General features: G+C 61.6%; 19 protein-coding genes. 16 read left to right on the plus strand and 3 right to left on the minus strand.

Features of this window, described 5'->3' with window-relative positions:
- The 16 genes from A8G00_RS06715 (at window position 1) to hcaB (ending at window position 13718) form a co-directional block, all read left to right on the plus strand.
- Window positions 1-951 carry a PdxA family protein gene (locus A8G00_RS06715; RefSeq protein WP_253257935.1) on the plus strand — a complete coding sequence of 317 codons (951 nt, stop codon included), beginning with the start codon at window positions 1-3 and terminating at the stop codon, window positions 949-951.
- Between the two features lie 10 nt (window positions 952-961).
- Window positions 962-2242 carry a Rieske 2Fe-2S domain-containing protein gene (locus A8G00_RS06720; protein WP_008828132.1) on the plus strand — a complete coding sequence of 427 codons (1281 nt, stop codon included), beginning with the start codon at window positions 962-964 and terminating at the stop codon, window positions 2240-2242.
- Window positions 2239-2727, plus strand: a complete 489-nt coding sequence (locus A8G00_RS06725; protein ID WP_008828133.1) for an aromatic-ring-hydroxylating dioxygenase subunit beta — start codon at window positions 2239-2241, stop codon at window positions 2725-2727. Before A8G00_RS06720 ends, A8G00_RS06725 begins: the two co-directional genes overlap by 4 nt.
- Window positions 2728-2769: 42 nt before the next feature.
- Entirely contained in the window at window positions 2770-3375 is a 606-nt protein-coding gene (gene gstA, locus A8G00_RS06730; RefSeq protein WP_008828134.1) for a glutathione transferase GstA, read from the plus strand.
- Window positions 3376-3542: 167 nt separating this feature from the next.
- Window positions 3543-4394, plus strand: a complete 852-nt coding sequence (locus tag A8G00_RS06735) for an alpha/beta fold hydrolase (RefSeq protein WP_008828135.1) — start codon at window positions 3543-3545, stop codon at window positions 4392-4394.
- 18 nt (window positions 4395-4412) lie between these two features.
- Window positions 4413-5336: a catechol 2,3-dioxygenase gene (locus A8G00_RS06740; protein ID WP_024018961.1), complete on the plus strand. Its 924-nt coding sequence runs from the start codon at window positions 4413-4415 to the stop codon at window positions 5334-5336.
- 2 nt (window positions 5337-5338) lie between these two features.
- The gene (locus A8G00_RS06745) at window positions 5339-5770 is read left to right on the plus strand and encodes a heme-binding protein (protein ID WP_037517470.1); all 432 of its coding nucleotides are present in this window, start codon (window positions 5339-5341) and stop codon (window positions 5768-5770) included.
- A gap of 40 nt (window positions 5771-5810) precedes the next feature.
- Complete coding sequence (locus tag A8G00_RS06750; RefSeq protein ID WP_008828138.1) at window positions 5811-7295, plus strand: 2-hydroxymuconic semialdehyde dehydrogenase; 1485 nt, start codon at window positions 5811-5813, stop codon at window positions 7293-7295.
- A 4-nt stretch (window positions 7296-7299) separates the two neighbouring features.
- Window positions 7300-8094, plus strand: coding sequence for a 2-keto-4-pentenoate hydratase (locus A8G00_RS06755; RefSeq protein ID WP_008828139.1), 795 nt, complete (start codon window positions 7300-7302; stop codon window positions 8092-8094).
- A gap of 22 nt (window positions 8095-8116) precedes the next feature.
- The gene (locus A8G00_RS06760; protein ID WP_008828140.1) at window positions 8117-9055 is read left to right on the plus strand and encodes an acetaldehyde dehydrogenase (acetylating); all 939 of its coding nucleotides are present in this window, start codon (window positions 8117-8119) and stop codon (window positions 9053-9055) included.
- Window positions 9052-10083, plus strand: coding sequence for a 4-hydroxy-2-oxovalerate aldolase (gene dmpG / locus A8G00_RS06765; RefSeq protein WP_008828141.1), 1032 nt, complete (start codon window positions 9052-9054; stop codon window positions 10081-10083). Before A8G00_RS06760 ends, dmpG begins: the two co-directional genes overlap by 4 nt.
- A gap of 1 nt (window position 10084) precedes the next feature.
- On the plus strand, window positions 10085-10855 hold the full coding sequence (locus A8G00_RS06770) for a 2-keto-4-pentenoate hydratase (protein ID WP_024020833.1): 771 nt from the start codon (window positions 10085-10087) through the stop codon (window positions 10853-10855).
- Window position 10856: 1 nt separating this feature from the next.
- A complete protein-coding gene (locus tag A8G00_RS06775; protein WP_008828143.1) occupies window positions 10857-11090 on the plus strand; it encodes a 2-hydroxymuconate tautomerase in 234 nt (77 codons plus the stop codon).
- Window positions 11080-11361: a 2Fe-2S iron-sulfur cluster binding domain-containing protein gene (locus A8G00_RS06780; protein ID WP_008828144.1), complete on the plus strand. Its 282-nt coding sequence runs from the start codon at window positions 11080-11082 to the stop codon at window positions 11359-11361. Before A8G00_RS06775 ends, A8G00_RS06780 begins: the two co-directional genes overlap by 11 nt.
- Before the next feature lie 19 nt (window positions 11362-11380).
- Window positions 11381-12886, plus strand: a complete 1506-nt coding sequence (locus tag A8G00_RS06785) for an aldehyde dehydrogenase (protein ID WP_008828145.1) — start codon at window positions 11381-11383, stop codon at window positions 12884-12886.
- Window positions 12887-12917: 31 nt separating this feature from the next.
- Window positions 12918-13718, plus strand: coding sequence for a 3-(cis-5,6-dihydroxycyclohexa-1,3-dien-1-yl)propanoate dehydrogenase (gene hcaB, locus A8G00_RS06790; RefSeq protein ID WP_031309914.1), 801 nt, complete (start codon window positions 12918-12920; stop codon window positions 13716-13718).
- A gap of 59 nt (window positions 13719-13777) precedes the next feature.
- On the opposite strand, the gene A8G00_RS06795 is transcribed toward hcaB, so the two are convergent.
- The 3 genes from A8G00_RS06795 to A8G00_RS06805 form a co-directional block, all read right to left on the minus strand.
- Window positions 13778-14818 carry a 2Fe-2S iron-sulfur cluster-binding protein gene (locus A8G00_RS06795; RefSeq protein ID WP_008828147.1) on the minus strand — a complete coding sequence of 347 codons (1041 nt, stop codon included), beginning with the start codon at window positions 14816-14818 and terminating at the stop codon, window positions 13778-13780.
- Window positions 14819-14900: 82 nt separating this feature from the next.
- Window positions 14901-16004, minus strand: a complete 1104-nt coding sequence (locus A8G00_RS06800; protein WP_008828148.1) for an alkane 1-monooxygenase — start codon at window positions 16002-16004, stop codon at window positions 14901-14903.
- A gap of 86 nt (window positions 16005-16090) precedes the next feature.
- Complete coding sequence (locus A8G00_RS06805) at window positions 16091-18631, minus strand: TonB-dependent receptor (RefSeq protein WP_103000337.1); 2541 nt, start codon at window positions 18629-18631, stop codon at window positions 16091-16093.
- Between the last annotated feature and the right edge of the window lie 32 nt (window positions 18632-18663).

Raw genomic sequence — 18663 nt, forward strand, 5'->3', positions numbered from 1 at the left:
ATGATCGGTGATCCCGCCGGGATCGGACCCGAAGTGGCTGTCAGGGCGCTGGCCGACGGTGCCGTACACACGGATTCGATCCCCGTGCTGGTCGGGTCTGCTGCGGCGGTAGAGCGGGCGCTCGATTTCACTGGCACCAAGGCACGGCTGCGGGTGATGCGCGGCTTCGAAAAACCCAGCGACGATCCCGCGATCATCGACGTCATCGATACCGGCGCGCTGCCCGGTGGCGTTCTGCCCCTGGGCGAGGACACCGAGGCCGCCGGGCACGCCACCGCGCAATGGCTGGATGAGCTCGACGCGTTGGCCCGCGACGGTTCTTTCGCCGCCACGATCATGGGGCCGATCAGCACTGGTTCGCTTAAACTGGCCAAGAAGCTCGACAGGGTCATCAGCCCGACCCCGGGCGAAAGCTATCTGGTGCTGCTGACCGGGCCGCTCAGGGTTGCGCATCTCACCGACCACATGTCGCTGCGGCAAGTGATCGACGTCATTTCAGCCGATCTCGTCGCCACGGCGGTGGGGCAACTGCACGAGGCCATGCAATCGTGGGGCATCGCCCAACCGCGGATCGCGGTTGCCGGTCTCAACCCACATGCCATGGGCGACGAGGATCGCCTTGAAATTGCGCCTGGGATTGAAGCCGCGCGGGCAAGGGGCATCGATGTCGAAGGGCCTATCGCGCCTGACTCGGTCTTCCGCCACTGCATTGAGGGTCGCTACGACATGGTCCTGGCGATGTTCCACGATCAGGGCCACATCGCGGTCAAGACCTGGGGCTTTTCGGGCAACAGCGTGATCATCATGGGGCCTCCGTACCTGCATATGTCGGTGGCCCATGGCACCGCCTACGACATCGTCGGTACCGGCAAGGCCGATGCCGCGATGATGCTGAGCGCGATGCGCACTTGCGGACGACTCGCTTCGGGCCGCGGTTTCGAACAATCTTAGGGAGAAGACCATGAACGCCGAAACCATGCCCGTCGCCGCGGGGTCGGAGCCGACTGCGGTCGATTACGCAGTCTATCACAGCCAAGCGATCTTCACTGCCGAACAGGAAAACATCTTTCGCGGACAGACCTGGTGCTACCTCGGCCTCGAAGCCGAGCTGGCCAACAGCGGCGATTTCCGTTCGACCCATGTCGGCAATACTCCGGTGGTGGTGACGCGGGCAACCGATGGCACCATCCATGCCTGGGTAAATCGCTGCGCCCACAAGGGCGCAACCGTGTGCCGCTCGCTGCGTGGCAACCAGGCCGACGGGGCGTTCGTCTGCGTCTATCACCAGTGGGCCTACGACGCGACCGGTGCGCTTGTCGGCGTGCCGTTCCGGCGGGGGCTGAAAGGCGTGGGCGGCTATTCGAAGGAATTCAATATGGCCGAGCATTCGCTGGAGCGGTTGCGGGTCGAGACATTCGGCGGCCTCGTGTTCGGCACCTTCAACCCGACCATCGCCCCGCTCGACGACTTTCTGGGTCCAGTGATGCGCAAATACATTCAGCGCGTCTTCCAGCGCCCGGTCAAGGTTCTGGGCTATGCGCGACAGTTCATGGCCGGCAACTGGAAGCTCTATTCGGAAAACAGTCGTGACAGCTACCACGGCGGTCTGTTGCACCTGTTCTATCCCACTTTCGGCATCTACCGCCAGAGCCAGGAAAGCGCGGGTCTGGTTTCGGACGAGGGCTACCACACCGTCTTTACCGTGTCTAAGCCCAAGGGCGATGTCGACTACGGCTCGTTCGGTGACGAGGCCAACCGCGAGATGCAGGGTGAGGCCAAGTTGCAGGACGAGCGCCTGCTGGCATTCCGCCCGGAGATCGCTGATGATGTCGGACTGCACATCCAGTCGATCTTCCCGTCTGTCGTTGTCCAGCAGATCCAGAACACCCTCGCCACCAGGCAGATCGTGCCCCACGGGACCGACAAGACCGAGCTGGTCTGGACCTATTTCGGCTATGCCGACGATGATGATGAAACGACTCGCCACCGCCTTCGCAACCTCAACCTGGTTGGACCGTCTGGGTTGATTTCGATGGAAGACGGCGAAGCGGTCGAACTGTGCCAGCAGGGCACGATCGGTGCCGAAGGCAAGCGCAGCTTTGTCGAGATGGGCGGGGACGATGTCCGACCGTCATACGCCCCGATGGGTATGGATGAAAATTCCGTGCGCGGGTTCTGGAAGGGCTATCTCGGGCTGATGGGCAATGCCTTGGCCGATCTCGCAGCGGAGGGCCGGGCATGAGCGTTGCAGCCGAAGTAGCGCAAGTCGCGCAAAGTGCGATCGACGATTTCAACGCGGCTTACGGGCTTTGCCTTGATGATGACCGGCTCGAGCAATGGCCTACGCTGTTCGTTGACGATTGCCTGTACCAGGTGATCGCGCGCGAGAATGTCGATAACGGCTTGCCCGCAGCTGTGATGTATTGCGACAGCAAAGGGATGCTGGCGGATCGGGTTGTCGCGCTGCGCAAGGCAAACGTCTTCCCCGAACATTTCAACCGGCACCTGATCGGGCGTGCGGTGATCACCGGCGCGGAAGGCAACCAGGTTTCTGCTGAAGCCAGCTATGTCGTCTTCCAGACCCGTAACGATGGTGAAACGCGTATCTACAATGCCGGCAAATATGTCGACTGGTTCGATCTTAGCGGTGGAACCGTTCGTCTGAAGAGCCGGACCTGCATCTACGACACGCTGCGAATCGCCACCCTGTTGGCGACCCCGATCTGAGCCGATCCCGCATTTCCTGGTTTGCCCAAAAGGAGACTATCCATGAAGCTGTTCATTAGCCCTGGTGCCTGCTCGCTCGCACCGCATATTGCCCTGCGCGAAACCGGTGCGGCGTTCGATGCGGTGAAGGTCGATCTGGCGACCCGCAAGGTAGAGACCGGAGACGATTTCCTGACGGTCAATCCGTCAGGCAAAGTTCCTGCGCTGACCCTCGACAGTGGCGAAACCCTGACTGAAAATCCTGCGATCCTGCTCTACATCGCCGATCAGAAGCCAGACGCGGCCCTGGCGCCTCGTGATGGCACGTTGGAGCGTTACCGCCTGATCAGCCGACTGAGTTTTCTGGGGTCGGAATTCCACAAGGCGTTCGTACCGCTTTTCACACCCGGCAGCAGCGACGAAGCAAAGCTCGCGGCCTCGACCGCCGTCAAGAATCATCTGGGTGCGCTGGACAAGGAACTTTTGGACAAGGAACACTATGCCGGTTCTGAATTCAGCGTCGCCGACATCTATCTGTTCGTGATGCTGGGCTGGCCGGCCCATGTCGGGATCGACATGAGCGCCTATCCCAACCTTGGTGCTTATTGCGGCCGGATCGCGCAGCGCCCGTCGGTTGGCGCAGCACTCAAGGCCGAAGGGCTCGTCTGATCGGGCATGCGCGAGGCGGCGATTTCTGCCGCCTCGCGGCATTCTTTATTTGCCAATGCGTTTGAAATAGTGCAATGAAAGCTACTGTAAGGTGTCAGTTCGCCGACTCGGTCCCGACACCATGTGGATACAAAATCAACTAAGCGGGAAAGGACTGGTTGGCTATCATGGCAAGCGCGACATTGGACACGAGCCGACCGGAAATCGCCAATTCGTTCGTCATCGGCGGAAGCTCGACCAATTATCATGACGTCGGCGAGGGCGATCCGGTCCTGTTGGTTCATGGTTCCGGGCCTGGCGTGACTGCATGGGCCAACTGGCGCCTGAACATTCCGGTTCTTGCTCAGGATTTCCGGGTCATCGCGCCCGACATGTTCGGTTTCGGCTATTCGGACAGCAAGGGCCGGATCGAAGACAAGCAGGTCTGGGTCGATCAGCTCGCCAGTTTTCTCGACGGATTGGGCATCGACAAGATTTCGATGGTCGGCAACTCGTTCGGTGGCGGGATCACGCTGGCATTCATGATTGCCCACCCCGATCGGGTGGAACGCGCCGTTCTGATGGGGCCTGCAGGGCTCAACTTTCCGATTACTCCTGCGCTCGACAAGGTTTGGGGCTACGTGCCGTCAGTTGAGGCCATGCGCGAATCGCTCAAGTACCTTGCCTGGGATCACAGCCGCCTGACGGAGGATCTGATCCAGTCGCGCTATGTCGCCAGCGCCCGGCCCGAAGCACATGAACCCTATCATGCAACGTTCGGCGGCGCCGACCGCCAGGCCAACGTGGCGATGCTCGCCAGCCGCGAGGAGGACATCGCCGCAATCGCGCACGAGACCTTGATCCTGCACGGGATTGCCGATCAGGTGATCCCGCTCGATTCTACCGTACGCTTGGCCACGCTGATGCAGCGGGCCGATCTGCACCTGTTCGCCGAATGCGGACACTGGGTGCAGATCGAGCGGATGGCAAGTTTCAACCGGATGGTTGCCGAGTTCTTTAAGCATGGCCTCAAGGCCTGATCGGAGAGGAGATTCTTCATGGCTTTGACTGGTGTAATTCGTCCTGGCTATGTCCAGCTCAGGGTTCTGGACTTGGACGAGGCCATTATCCACTACCGCGACCGGATTGGTCTAAACTTCGTCAATCGCGAGGGGGATCGGGCCTTTTTCCAGGCGTTCGACGAATTCGATCGTCACAGTATCATCCTTCGCGAGGCCGATCAGGCGGGCATGGATGTGATGGGCTTCAAGGTCGCCAAGGACGCGGACTTGGACCATTTTACCGAGCGCTTGCTCGATATCGGTGTCCATGTCGACGTGATCCCGGCGGGGGAAGATCCCGGTGTAGGCCGCAAGATTCGGTTTAACACGCCGACACAGCACGTCTTCGAACTTTACGCCGAGATGGCGCTGTCGGCCACCGGTCCGGCCGTCAAGAACCCCGATGTCTGGGTCGTGGAGCCACGTGGCATGCGTGCCACCCGCTTTGATCACTGTGCGCTCAACGGCGTGGATATAGCCAGTTCGGCCAAGATTTTTGTCGATGCGCTTGATTTCTCAGTCGCCGAGGAACTGGTCGATGAAACCAGCGGCGCCCGGCTCGGCATCTTTCTTAGCTGCAGCAACAAAGCACACGATGTCGCCTTCTTAGGCTATCCCGAAGACGGTAAGATCCACCATACCTCGTTCAACCTGGAATCCTGGCACGATGTTGGCCATGCCGCCGACATCATCAGCCGCTACGATATTTCGCTGGATATCGGGCCGACCCGTCATGGGATCACCCGCGGGCAGACGATCTACTTCTTCGATCCCTCGGGCAACCGCAACGAAACCTTCAGCGGCGGTTACATTTATTATCCGGACAATCCGCAGCGCCTGTGGCAGGCAGAGAACGCCGGCAAGGCCATCTTCTACTACGAAAAGGCGCTCAACGACCGCTTCATGACGGTGAACACCTGATCATGGACGGGGTGGTTTCGGTCCGGACAGTAGGCCACGAATTGGCGCTCAAGGCAGCGGCTGCCGCCGTTGCCATGGGTGCGGCGGCGGGCTGTCCGGTCGTTGCCGCGGTGGTCGGCGCGGGGGGAGACCTGGTCGCGTTCGTGCGCGCCAGCGGCTCCCCTTCGCCGTCTGCAAAGATCGCGCAGGACAAGGCTTACAGCGCCGCCAGCTTCCGCGTCCCGACGCCGGATCTCTATGCGATGGTTTCGGGCAATCCGGCCTTGCGCGACGGGATCGTCGCGCAGCCGGGAATAGCGATGTTCGGCGGCGGCCTACCGATCGAAATTGCCGGTGAATTCGTCGGTGCGATTGGTATTTCCGGCGGGAGCGAAGCGATGGACGTCGAGTACGCCAACGCCGGCCTCGCTGCGATCGGCGCAAGGCAATTCTGACGCCCCATGGGTTCTGGCAAAACGTAGGTAATATGCACCAATGACTTCCGTCTCCTCCTCTCCAATCACGGATACTATCCTGAACTTCATCGACGGGTCCTATCGCGAAGGCAGCGAGGGCAAGTCGTTTTCCAACGTCAATCCGGCCACCGGGGCCGAGATCGGGGTTGTGCACGAAGCAAGCCAGGCAGACGTCGCCGACGCCGTGGCTGCGGCCAAGGCCGCGCTTACCGGGCCGTGGGGCAAGATGACCACGGCCGAACGGGTCAAGCTGATCACCGCCGTGGCGACCGAGATCGAACGCCGAGCGGATGATTTCCTGGCTGCCGAAGTGGCCGACACCGGCAAGCCGCGTCATGTTGCGTCGCATATCGATATTCCGCGCGGAGCCGCTAACTTCCGCATGTTCGCCGATGTCGTCTCGACGATGCCGGGCGAAAGCTTCAACACGCCAACCCCCGATGGCGGCCAGGCGTTCAACTATACCGTGCGCAAGCCCAAGGGTGTGGTCGCCGTCGTCTGCCCGTGGAACTTCCCGCTGCTGCTGATGACCTGGAAGGTTGGCCCGGCGCTTGCCTGCGGCAATACCGTGGTGGTCAAGCCGTCCGAGGAAACGCCTCGTACCGCTGCCCTACTGGGCGAAGTGATGAACGCGGTGGGCATGCCCAAGGGTGTCTACAACGTCGTCCATGGATTCGGTCCGGGTTCGGCCGGCGAATTCCTCACGTCCAACCCCGATGTCGATGCCATCACCTTCACCGGCGAAACCGGCACCGGACAGGCCATCATGCAGAAGGCCGCGACCGGCGTTCGCGACATCTCGTTCGAACTCGGTGGCAAGAACCCGGCGATCGTGTTCGCCGATGCCGACCTCGACAAAGCGGTCGAGGGTCTGTCGCGCTCGGTCTTCCTGAACACCGGGCAGGTCTGCCTCGGAACCGAGCGGGTCTATGTCGAACGGCCGATCTTCGATGCCTTCGTGGCGCGGATGGCGGCGGCGGCGCAGGACTTCAAGCCGGGCGTGACCGGTGATCGCGCCTATCTCGGCCCTCTGATCAGCGCCGAGCACCGCGAGAAAGTGCTGGGCTACTATCGCCGTGCGGTCGAGGACGGGGCCACCGTGGTCACCGGCGGCGGCGTTCCTGAAATCTCGGGCGCGGAAGCCGGCGGCTTCTTCGTGGAACCGACGTTGTGGATCGACGTCGCCCACGGCGACACCGTGATGCGCGAGGAAATCTTCGGGCCGTGCTGCGGCATCTTACCGTTCGACAGCGAGGACGAGGTGATCGCGCTGGCAAACGATACGGTATACGGCCTGTGCGCCTCAGTCTGGACCGAAAACCTGTCCCGCGGACACCGCGTGGCGGCGGCGATGGAGGTGGGGGTGTGCTGGGTCAATTCCTGGTTCCTGCGCGATCTGCGCACGGCTTTCGGCGGGTCCGGCCATTCCGGCATAGGCCGGGAAGGCGGGGTGCACAGCCTCGAATTCTACACCGAGATCACCAACATCTGCGTAAAGCTTTAAGACGATGACTATCGACCCTAAAACCATCGAACAAGCGGCTCTGGCGCTGCGCGGCGCCGCCGAAAGCGGCACACCGGTCAGTCCGATCCGAGACCTGATTGCCGCCGGTGGCGTTGAGGCCGCCTATGCTGTGCAGGAATCCAACACCCGGCACTACCTGGCTAGCGGGCGGCGGCTCGTAGGGCGCAAGATCGGCCTGACGTCGCTTGCAGTCCAGCGCCAGTTGGGGGTGGACCAGCCCGATTACGGGATGCTGTTCGCAGACATGGACGTGCCGGAAGGTATCCCGGTGTCGCTTGATCAGGTCATCCAGCCCAAGGTCGAGGCCGAGATTGCGATCGTCGTTGGGCGGGATTTGCCCCACCCCGACATGACCACCGCCGAGATGATCCGCGCGGTCGAATATGTCGTTCCGGCAATCGAGATCGTCGACAGCCGCGTCGCCAACTGGGACATCAAGATCTGGGACACGATCGCCGACAACGCGTCGAGCGGACTGTTCGTGCTCGGCGCGGTGCCGCGCAAGCTAGATAGGCTGGATTTGCGCACGTGCGGCATGGTTATGGAGGTAAAAGGCGAACCGATTTCGGTCGGCGCCGGGATCGCCTGTCTTGGTAGCCCAATCACCTCTTCCCTGTGGCTGGCGCGGGTCATGGCGAATGCCGGGCGGCCCCTGCTGGAAGGCGACGTGATCCTTTCGGGCGCGCTCGGCCCGATGGCCGGGGTTTCTCGCGGAGATGTCGTTGAAGCGCGGATCAATGGGCTTGGCACTGTCCGAGCTACGTTTGCTGCTGACTGAATTGGAAGTGGAGGTTGGTCAAATGGCCAGGATGAAGTGCGCAATTATCGGTTCCGGCAATATCGGCACTGATCTGATGATCAAACTGCTCAAGGGCTCGGACACTCTGGAGCTGGCAGCGGTAGTCGGGATCGATCCGGCCTCGGAAGGCCTGGCGATGGCCCGCGAAAGGGGCGTGGCCACCACTCACGAGGGGATCGAGGGCCTGTGTCGGATGCCGCAATATGCCGATATCGGCATCGCCTTCGATGCGACTTCGGCCTATGCGCACAAGGCGCATGACGAGATACTCGCCCGCGACGGCAAGCTGATGGTCGACCTGACACCGGCAGCGATCGGTCCGGCGACCATCCCGCCTGTCAACCCCGCGGTCGATGCGACCGTTCGCAACATCAACATGGTGACCTGCGGCGGCCAGGCTACGATTCCGATCGTCGCGGCGGTCTCGCAGGTGGCCAAGGTGCACTATGCGGAAATCGTCGCGTCGGTTTCGTCGCGCTCCGCCGGTCCCGGCACCCGTGCCAACATTGATGAGTTCACCCGCACCACCGCGCGGGCGATTGAGACTGTCGGCGGTGCGGCCAAGGGCCGGGCTGTGATCATTCTCAATCCCGCCGAACCGCCGATGATCATGCGCGATACGATCTTCACGCTGTCGGAAATGGTCGATGAGGAAAAGGTGCGCGATTCGGTCCTGGCGATGATTGCCAGGGTGCAGTCATACGTGCCGGGCTACCGGCTCAAGCAGGACGTGCAGTTCGAACGCTTCGGTTCGAACCGGCCGCTCAAGATCCCCGGCTACGGTGAATTCGAAGGCCTCAAGACCAGCGTGTTCCTCGAGGTCGAGGGCGCGGGCGATTATCTGCCCAACTATTCCGGTAATCTCGACATCATGACCGCTGCCGCCAAGGCGGCAGGCGAGAGCTTGGCCAAGACTCATATGGAAAAGATCGCAGCATGACCTTTGATCCAACATCTGATCGGCTCTACATCCAGGACGTGACCTTGCGCGACGGGATGCACGCCATCCTGCATATGTATGGCACCGACAGCGTGCGCACGATCGCCAAGGCGCTTGACGAGGCAGGGGTGGATGCGATCGAGGTCTCGCACGGCGATGGCCTGAACGGTTCGACCTTCAACTATGGGTTTGGCGCCCATACCGACTGGGACTGGATCGAGGCTGCCGCTGATGTCATCCAGAACGCGGTGCTGACAACGCTTCTGGTGCCCGGCATCGGCACCGCCGAAGAACTCAAGCGCGCCTATGCCATGGGGGTGCGCTCCGTGCGCGTCGCGACCCACTGCACCGAGGCCGACGTCGGCAAGCAGCACATCGGCATCGCGCGCGATCTGGGCATGGACGTATCGGGCTTTCTGATGATGAGCCACATGATCGAGTCCGAAGCGCTCGCGCAGCAGGCGCTGCTGATGGAAAGCTATGGCGCGCATTGCGTCTATGTCACCGACAGCGGCGGGGCGCTCGACATGGATGGCGTGATCGCACGTCTCCAAGCCTATGACCGGGTGCTCAAGCCTGAAACCCAACGCGGCATCCATGCGCACCACAATCTGTCCTTGGGCGTGGCCAATTCGATCGTCGCCGCGCAGACGGGCGCGGTGCGGATCGACGCGAGCCTTGCCGGGATGGGTGCGGGAGCCGGTAACGCACCGCTCGAGGTGTTCATCGCCGCCGCCAACCGCAAGGGCTGGAAGCACGGCTGCGACGTGATGGCGCTGATGGACGCGGCGGACGACATCATACGCCCGCTTCAGGACCGTCCGGTGAGGGTCGATCGCGAGACGCTCAGCCTGGGCTATGCAGGCGTCTATTCAAGCTTCCTGCGCCATGCGGAAAAGGCAGCGGAACAGTACGGAATCGATACCCGCGAGATCCTCGTCGAATTGGGCAACCGCCGGATGGTCGGAGGCCAGGAAGACATGATCATCGACGTTGCGCTTGATCTGATCAAAGCTAAGGCCAACTGAGATGGACAGGCTGGCGAAATACGCGGAAATGCTCGACTCTGCACAGCGTGAAGCAACAGCTACCCCGCAAATCACCCCTGTGGACACCGCTTTCACGGTGGAAGAGGCCTATCAGGTGCAGAAGCTCTCGGTCGATCGGCGCCTGTCGCGTGGCGAACGGCGCATCGGCGTCAAGATGGGGCTGACCAGCCGGGCCAAGATGTTGCAGGTCGGCGTCGACGAAGTGGCCTGGGGCAGGCTGACCGATGCGATGCTGGTCGAGGAAGGATCCGCCCTTTCGCGCGCGCGCTACGTCCACCCCCGGGTCGAACCGGAAGTCGCCTTTCTGATGAAGGCCCCGCTGGTCGGTAAGGTGACTGCCGCCGCTGCGCTGGCAGCAGTCGAAGCGATCGCCCCGGCGATGGAGATCATCGACAGCCGTTACGAGAACTTCAAGTTCGCGCTCGAGGACGTGATCGCCGACAACACTTCCTCGTCGGGGCTGGTGATCGGATCCTGGCACGATCCCCGGATCGATTTTTCGAATCTGGGCGTGATCCTCGAAATCGATGGCGAAGTGGTACAGGTCGGGTCGACCGCGGCGATCCTTGGCCACCCCATCCGTTCGCTGGTTGCTGCGGCCCGGCTGGTTGCCGAAGCGGGCGAACAGATCAACGCCGGTGACATCGTCATGGCTGGCGGCATCACCGCCGCGCCCAACCTGGCTCCCGGCCAGACCGTGCGGACGACCGTGCAGAACCTTGGCGCGGTCATGTTCCAGGTGGAGGCCTGATATGCCGATCATCGAGGTCAACCTGCTCGAAGGGCGCCCGCCGGAAGCCAAAGAGCGGCTGATCCGGGCGCTGACCGATGCTGCCATCGGTGCGATCGGGGCGCCGCGTGAGTCAGTTCGCGTCATCCTTCGCGAGATGGACCCAGCGCATTTCGCGGTGGGGGGGGTAAGCTTTGCGGCGAAGGCCGCTGCCGCGCAGCCCCGAGTCGAAGAAGATTGGTCGAATGAGGCTTGAGCCCTACCAGATCCGGATCCTCGGAGGGGGGCAGTTCGCTTGCCCCGAGGGTGAACGCGTACTGATCGCGATGGAGCAGTTTGGTTCCAGCGATATAGGAGTGGGCTGCCGTGGCGGTGGTTGCGGGTTTTGCCTGGTTCGAGTTGTTGAAGGCGAATACCGGACCGGCAAGATGAGCACGGCCAAGGTTTCTGTCGCCGACCAGGCAAAGGGATACGCCCTGGCCTGTCGGATCTATCCGATGGATGACCTAGTCATCGAAGTTCTATGAAAACCAAGGGAGAGTTGTCATGGCTACGCAGTTGAAAAGTACAGAAAACGACTACGGCATTAAGTCCGAGTACGGCCATTATATCGGCGGCGAGTGGATTGCCGGGGACAGCGGCAAGACCATCGATCTACTCAATCCCTCGACCGGCAAGGTGCTGACCAAGATCCAGGCCGGCAATGCCAAGGACATTGAGCGTGCGATTGCCGCTGCCAAGGCTGCTTTTCCCAAGTGGTCGCAAAGCCTGCCCGGCGAGCGCCAGGAGATCCTGATCGAAATTGCGCGCCGGCTGAAGGCACGCCAGTCGCACTACGCGACGCTCGAAACGTTGAACAACGGCAAGCCGATGCGCGAATCGATGTTCTTCGACATGACCCAGACTATCGGTCAGTTCGAGCTGTTCGCTGGCGCGGCCTATGGCCTGCATGGCCAGACGCTCGATTATCCCGATGCGATCGGCATCGTTCACCGCGAACCGCTCGGTGTCTGCGCGCAGATCATCCCGTGGAACGTACCGATGTTGATGATGGCGTGCAAAATCGCACCAGCGCTGGCATCGGGCAACACTGTCGTTCTGAAGCCGGCCGAGACGGTCTGTCTTTCGGTGATCGAATTCTTCGTGGAAATGGCCGATCTGCTGCCGCCGGGTGTGATCAACGTCGTCACCGGCTATGGTGCGGATGTGGGCGAGGCGCTGGTCACCAGCCCCGATGTCGCCAAGGTAGCATTCACCGGTTCGATCGCCACTGCCCGCCGTATTATCCAGTATGCCTCCGCAAACATCATCCCGCAGACGCTCGAGCTGGGCGGCAAGTCGGCGCACATCGTGTGCGGCGATGCCGATATCGACGCGGCGGTGGAAAGCGCTACGATGTCGACTGTGCTCAACAAGGGTGAGGTCTGCCTGGCCGGTTCGCGCCTGTTCCTGCACCAGTCGATCCAGGACGAGTTCCTGGCCAAGTTCAAAACCGCGCTTGAAGGCATCCGCCAGGGCGATCCCCTCGATATGGCAACCCAGCTTGGCGCCCAGGCGTCGAAGATGCAGTTCGACAAGGTAGAAAGCTACCTGCAGCTCGCAACCGAGGAAGGGGCCGAAGTTTTGACCGGCGGCACCCGCGCCGATGCTGCAAATCTGGCGGGTGGCAACTTCATCAAGCCGACGGTGTTCACCAATGTGAAGAACACAATGCGCATCGCGCAGGAGGAGATCTTCGGGCCGGTGACCACTGTAATCAGCTGGAACGACGAAGCCGACATGATGCAGCAGGCCAATGCCACCACCTACGGCCTGGCCGGCGGCGTGTGGACCAAGGATCTTGCCCGCGCCCACCGGATCGCGCGTCAGCTTGAAACCGGCACGGTCTGGATCAACCGCTACTACAACCTTAAGGCCAACATGCCGCTGGGCGGTTACAAGCAGAGCGGCTTCGGGCGTGAATTCAGCCATGAAGTGCTGAACCACTACACCCAGACAAAGTCGGTCGTGGTCAACCTTCAGGAAGGCCGCGTCGGGATGTTCGATCAGTGATCGAGAACCCGCGATCTTCGGGAGGAACGATGTGACTGCAAGGCTCGAAGGACAAGTGGCGCTGCTAACCGGCGGCGCCACAGGGATCGGTGAGGCGGTCGTCGCGCGCTTTATCGAAGAAGGTGCCAAGGTTGGCGTCCTGGTCAGGGATGCCGCTCAGGCCGACTTGGTGCGTACGCGGCATGGCAACGCAGTAGTCGTGATTGAGGGCGATGTCCGCAATTATGTCGACAACGAAAAGGCAGTCGTCGCAACCGTGGCTGCATTCGGCAAGCTTGACGTGTTCGTCGGCAATGTCGGGATCTGGGATTTCATGACCCCGCTTGCGGACATGGAACCCGAAAAGCTCTCGGAAACGCTGGACGAGATCTTCGGCGTCAACGTAAAGGGCTACTTCCTTGGCGCCCGTGCCGCAATTCCGGAGTTGCGTAAGACCAAGGGCAGCATCATCTTTACTGCCTCGACTTCAAGCTTCTACACCGGCGGTGGCGGTACGCCCTATGTGGCGTCGAAGCACGCCGTGCTGGGCCTGATCCGCCAGCTCGCCTGGGAACTAACCCCCGACGTCAGGGTCAACGGCGTGGCGCCAGGCGGCACCCGAACGCCGCTGGGCGGTACCCATGCGGGCGGAACAGCCGATGTTCACATGGAAGATATGGAAGGGCTCGACGCGATGATTGCCGGGATGACGCCGCTCGCGCGGATCGCCGAACCGGATGATCACTCCGGCCTCTATGCCTTGCTCGCCTCGCGTCGGGACTCGGCCTACATGACAGGAACGGTTTTGCTCAGCGACGGTGGAATCGGCATCGGCAAACGCCCCGGAAGCTGAAGCGGCTTAGATCTCTCCACCCTTGGCGGGTGCTCGATTCGTCGAGCGCCCGTCTTTTTTTACGTGCGATTGCTGCGATCAAGAAAGCGGTCGGCCGAAATGACCGAACGTGAGAGGCCGGCGGCAAGCAATTGCGCTTCGGCAAAGTCGATCATCGCCGGTGGGCCACACAGATAGGCTTCGTGCGCCGCCAGGTCTGCAACGCCCGCAATCTGCTCGGTGATCAGCCCACGCGCTCCTGCCCAGTCGCTGTCTGGCTCTTCATCCGACAAGGCCGGGACGAATTCGAAAGGGGCCATCCAGCGTTGACGAAGGGCCGCAATTTTGTCGAGGGCATAGAGATTGGACTTACGGCGCGCACCGTACAGCAGGTGCACCGCCCGGTCTGCGCCCCGGTCGAGCGCCTGCTCCAGAATCGAGATGATCGGCGCTAGACCACTACCCCCGGCGATGCAAAGAATGGGGGCAGTGCTGTCCTTGAGGGCGAATTGCCCATAGGGGGCGGTAACCTTCAGCTCCATTCCGGTGCGATCGGTGCAGAACAGCCAGTCGGTAAATGCGCCGCCCGGAACGTGCCGGATGTGAAAATGCAGTTGCTGGGTGGGTTCACCAACCGTCGCGAAGGCGAATGAATAACTGCGTGCACCTTCGATGCCGGGAGCGGTCAGATCAGCGTATTGTCCGGGAGTGAAGGCCAGTGGCCGATCCAGTTCGATGGTCAGCCCGATTATATCCTCGCATAGCCGTTGTGCGGCGACGATGGTGCCGCGATATGTAGCAATGGCGATCCCTTGCGAGAGTGGCGCATCAACCGCGATTGTCAGATCCGAGCGCGGAATGGCCTGGCAGGCGAGGCGAAAGCCGCTGCGCAGTTCGTCGCCCTCAAGTGCAAGGGCCGACGGGCTCAATTCGCCGATCTTGCCAGACACGAGCTTGAACTTGCAGGTACCGCACGAGCCAACCTTGCAATCGTGCGGCATGGCCAGACCCGCGTCCAGCATCGCTTCAAGAAGTGTCTTGCCCGCCGGTATGTCAAGCGTGGTCGGCGATCCTTCCACGGTTACGGTGTTCATCTTGGATTTGCGCAGGAAAGAAAACATTGTCGGGTTTTTCCGAAATGGGCGGGCGGAATCTGCAGTTGCAGATTGTCGCCCGAATGAGGGTGGACGATTGGCCTGGCGTTCAAGTGCTGGCCAGCCAGCGCGGCCAGCCAGCCTGTGCGTTGGCCTGATCCGCCAGCTTGCGTTCGCCGGGGGTGGCGAAACGTTCGTCCCAGTCCTTGAGGCGCGGTTGCGCGATGAAGCGGAACCAGACCGGCGGGATCAGTCCGGCGGCGAAGCACAGGAACAGTGAGGGCATCTGCGGCGCTTGCGGTTCGGGCTTCAGCGCATAGAAGGGGATATGCCCGTCAAGGTGATGGTTGATGTGGTTGGTGATTTCCGCACCGATCGGCCGGACGATCGCGCCAAGGTGGTTCCAGGCGTGATGGAGCTCGATCGGCGCCCCTTCGACCCGGATCAGGCCATAGTGCTGGAAGTAGTTGAACCCCTCCACGAACATCTTGGCCATTACCATCGCGCCGACAGCGGTCAGCGCCGCGCCAAGGCCTGCCGTCAAGCCCACAAAGACGATGATACTGCCCGATAAGAGCGGCAGTAGCCACACCGGATTGCGCCATCCCAGCGAAGCATGGCCAAGCTTGCGGAGGATTTCGGCCGACTTTTCCCAAGTATCCTTGTAGGAACCCCAACTCGCCTGGAACACGAAGCTGTAGATGGTCTGCCCGCGCCGAGGGGTATCGCTATCCTTGGCCGTGTCGAGATGGACGTGGTGGGTGACGATATGGGCAATATCGCGATTGGGGTCGCCGTAGAACGCGCTCAGACACTTGGCGACATAGCGAGGAAACCAGTGGCGGCGGTGCATCAGCTCATGCGCCACCGGCAGGGTCGGCACCGCCGAGAGCCAACCCAGGCTGAGCAGCGATCCGGCCAGTTGCCAGCTTGAATTGTCGGCGCCGGTGATCGGGTTGATCGCGGTCGCAACCGATCGGGCAAAGGCCCAGACCAGCAGGATCATGCACGGGAGCTGGAGGTACATGGCGAAATCGCCAAGCAGTGCCGTGCCCTGCGCGCGCATCTTGTGGTCCGCCGGCAGCAGGATATCCAGCGTCATCAACACCGGAAAGGTCGCCGCGCCCAGCCAGACGTAGCTGCCGCCGAGCATGAATCCGATAACGCCCGCCAAGGTCATGACCGGAATGAGAAAATAGCGCAGTCCGTCCATCGGATTTCTCCTTAGTTATTCTGTTCTGGCCTTGCCCGTCGAGGCAAGGGTGAGGGCGGTGGCGGTCCGCCGCCCTCGGGCCTTCATCAGTACTTGTAGGCGAGCTTGAGGAACCATTCGCGCGGACGCGAGAAGCTGGCCGTTGCGGCGCCGCCGACGTTGAGATCGACATAGCCGCCCTGCAGATAGCGCTTGTCGGTCAGGTTCGTGACGCCCGCAGTCAGGGTGAAGTGCTCACTCCTGTCGGTGAACGAGGCACTGGTGCCGAACACGCTGTACGCGGGCTGGAACAGTTGCGGGCTGTTGACTGCATCCTTGAAGGTGCCGCTCTGGTAGGACCAATCGCCGCGCAGGGTCAGCTTGCCCATGCTGCCTTCATAGACGTCGGCGTTGATCGCGGCCGAAGCTGTCCACTTGGGAACGAAGGCGAACTTCGAATCCAGCGTGACTGGCGCCGCGCTCGGATCGATCTTGGTGTAGTAGGCATCGAGATAACCCACGCCGAAGTTCACGCGAACCTGTTCGATCGGGGCAGCTTCGCCTTCGATCTCGAAGCCCTTGATCCGGCCGGCACCGGCGTTGCGAACCTTCGGAGCGATCCCTTCGTTCACAGTGATCTGCATGTCGCTGTAATCGGAAAGGAACGCCGCGATGTTCAGGCGCAGGCGCCGGTTGAACAGTTCGTTCTTCAGGCCGATTTCGTAGGATTCGACGAATTCCGGCGTGAACGAGGGGGTCGCGATTTCAGCTGGGAAGATGCGCTGGCTGAACCCGCCGTTCTTGAAGCCTTTCGAATAGGACGCATAGATCAGCGAATTGTCGGTTATCTTGTAGTCCGCCGAGATCGCCGGGGTCCACTCCTTGGCCTTGGCCGAAACCTCGATGGCCGGCATCGTGTGGTTGCCGCCCGGGTTGGTCGCCGAAGGCGTGCAGTTCGGTAGCGGGAAACCGGCCAGCGGGCCTGACGGGAACAGGTTGGCCGCCGGGTTTGCCTGTCCGACGAGGCACTGGCTGAACGCGACGAATGCGCCCTGCGGATAGACCGATGCCAGCACTGGATCGAGTTGCGAGCGGTCGTTGAAGATCGTCTGCACAGACGGGTCGAACCGCTTGGTCTCGTTAGTGTAGCGGATGCCCGGCGTGATCGAGAACCGGTCGGTCACCTTGAAGGTGGCCTGCAGGTATGAGGCATAGCTGTCGTTGTCGATGTCGCCGCCAGTAAAGAACTGGGCAAACCCGAATTCCATCGGGGTGTAGTCAGTGCCCTTTTCCTTGAGATAATAGCCGCCCAGAACGAACTTCACCTGGCCATCCATCAGGCTTCCGGTAAACTGCAGTTCCTGCGAGGCCTGCCACACATCGATATCGCTTGCGATCCGCAGGATCGTATGCGGAGTGCCGTCGAAATCGTATTCCATGTGCGAACTCTGGTCGCGGTAGGCCGAAATCGACTTCAGGCTGAAATCGCCGAAATCGTAATCGAGGGTGAGGTTCGTGCCCCATAGATCGAAGTCCGACCGGTTGACGCCGCCAGCCCAGGTGGTGTCGATGTCGCCAGTGATCCAGCGGGTGCTGGCGCAGGCCGGGTTGCCGGTCGGCGCAAGGGTACCCGGAACGCCAAACCCGCCCCAAGGTGCTCCACAGCTGCCATCGGTGACGCGGATCTTGTTCCAGAAATACATCGAGCTGGGCGCAGCGATCTGGCGGTTGGGGCCGCCGGGTGTCGTCGCGCTGTTCGGGATATCGACGAAGCGCAGCGGCACGTTCTGGTCCTGCAGTTCGAGCAGCGAAATGGCCGTCTGCTCTTCGCGGCGGATGTTGATATCCCCGCTGAGGCTGACGGTCAGCTTATCGGTCGGCTCCCACTTGAACGCAATGCGTCCGCCGAAGCTGTCCTTGTTGCCCTGGCGGCCGCCGTCGAACAAACGCTTCTGGTAGCCGTCGCGGGTTTCATAGGAAGCAACCGCGCGCATTGCGAGATTGTCGCTCAGCGGCACGTTGATCATGCCCTTGAAATCGGCGCGGTTGAACCGGCCGGTCGCCGCTTCGAGCTTCAGGTCAAATTCGTGTTGCGGCTGGACGGAATTGACGACGATCGCGCCGCCGATGGTGTTCTTGCCGAACAACGTGCCCTGCGGCCCGCGCAGGATCTGCACATCAGCGATGTCGGTCATGTCGAGCAGCGCACCGACCGAGCGGGCGACATAGACGCCATCGACATAGATGCCCACGCCGGTATCCACGGTAATGTTGAAGTCGGTCTGACCGACGCCGCGGATGAACGCGGTGATCGTGGCGCTGGAACCGGAGATGTTGGCAACCGGCGACATGTTCACGTTGGGCGCGAACTTGGCCACCTGGGCGACGTTGTTGACTTCGCGCGCTTCGAGCATCTCGGCATTCATAGCGGTGATCGCGACCGGCGTTTCCTGCAGGTTCTCAGACCGCTTGCGCGCAGTCACGATGATTTCACCTAGACCGCCGGCCCGTTGCTCCTCGGCCTGAGGCTCGCTTGCTGCTGCATCCTGCGCATGCGCCGTCATCGGCACAAGCCCGGTAGATACTACGATCGCCGAGGCGCTGGCGCGCAGGACGCCTTTCTGAAATACATCAATCGGTTTTGTCATTTGGCATTCTCCCTCGTGTTTTATCATTACTA

This window comes from Sphingobium sp. SA916 (assembly GCF_002894065.1).
GTDB lineage: Bacteria > Pseudomonadota > Alphaproteobacteria > Sphingomonadales > Sphingomonadaceae > Sphingobium > Sphingobium fuliginis.